General features: G+C 63.6%; 1 protein-coding gene. It reads right to left on the reverse strand.

Annotated features, from left to right (window positions below; genetic code table 11):
* Positions 1-253, reverse strand: a 253-nt coding sequence (locus tag Q4528_RS14885; protein ID WP_303522449.1) for an ion transporter, incomplete at both ends; no start/stop codon positions are given.

Consider the following 253-nt stretch of genomic DNA (forward strand, 5'->3'; position numbering starts at 1 on the left):
GTGATGAACCCCTCGACCACCCGGCGCAGGCGCGGCGCGGCCGACAGCACCCGCAACACCCGCAGAATACGCAGGGCGCGCAACACCGACAGGCCCTGGGCCGCAGGGATCAATGAAATGGCGACAATCACGAAATCAAACAGGTTCCAGGGACGGCGAAAGAACCCCGCGCCCTGCGCCACCAGTTTCAACGCCAGCTCCACCACAAAGATCCCAAGACAGATCCGGTCGAGCAGGTCTATGACACCACCGG

The organism is Staphylococcus pasteuri (assembly GCF_030547725.1).
Lineage (GTDB): Bacteria > Bacillota > Bacilli > Staphylococcales > Staphylococcaceae > Staphylococcus > Staphylococcus pasteuri.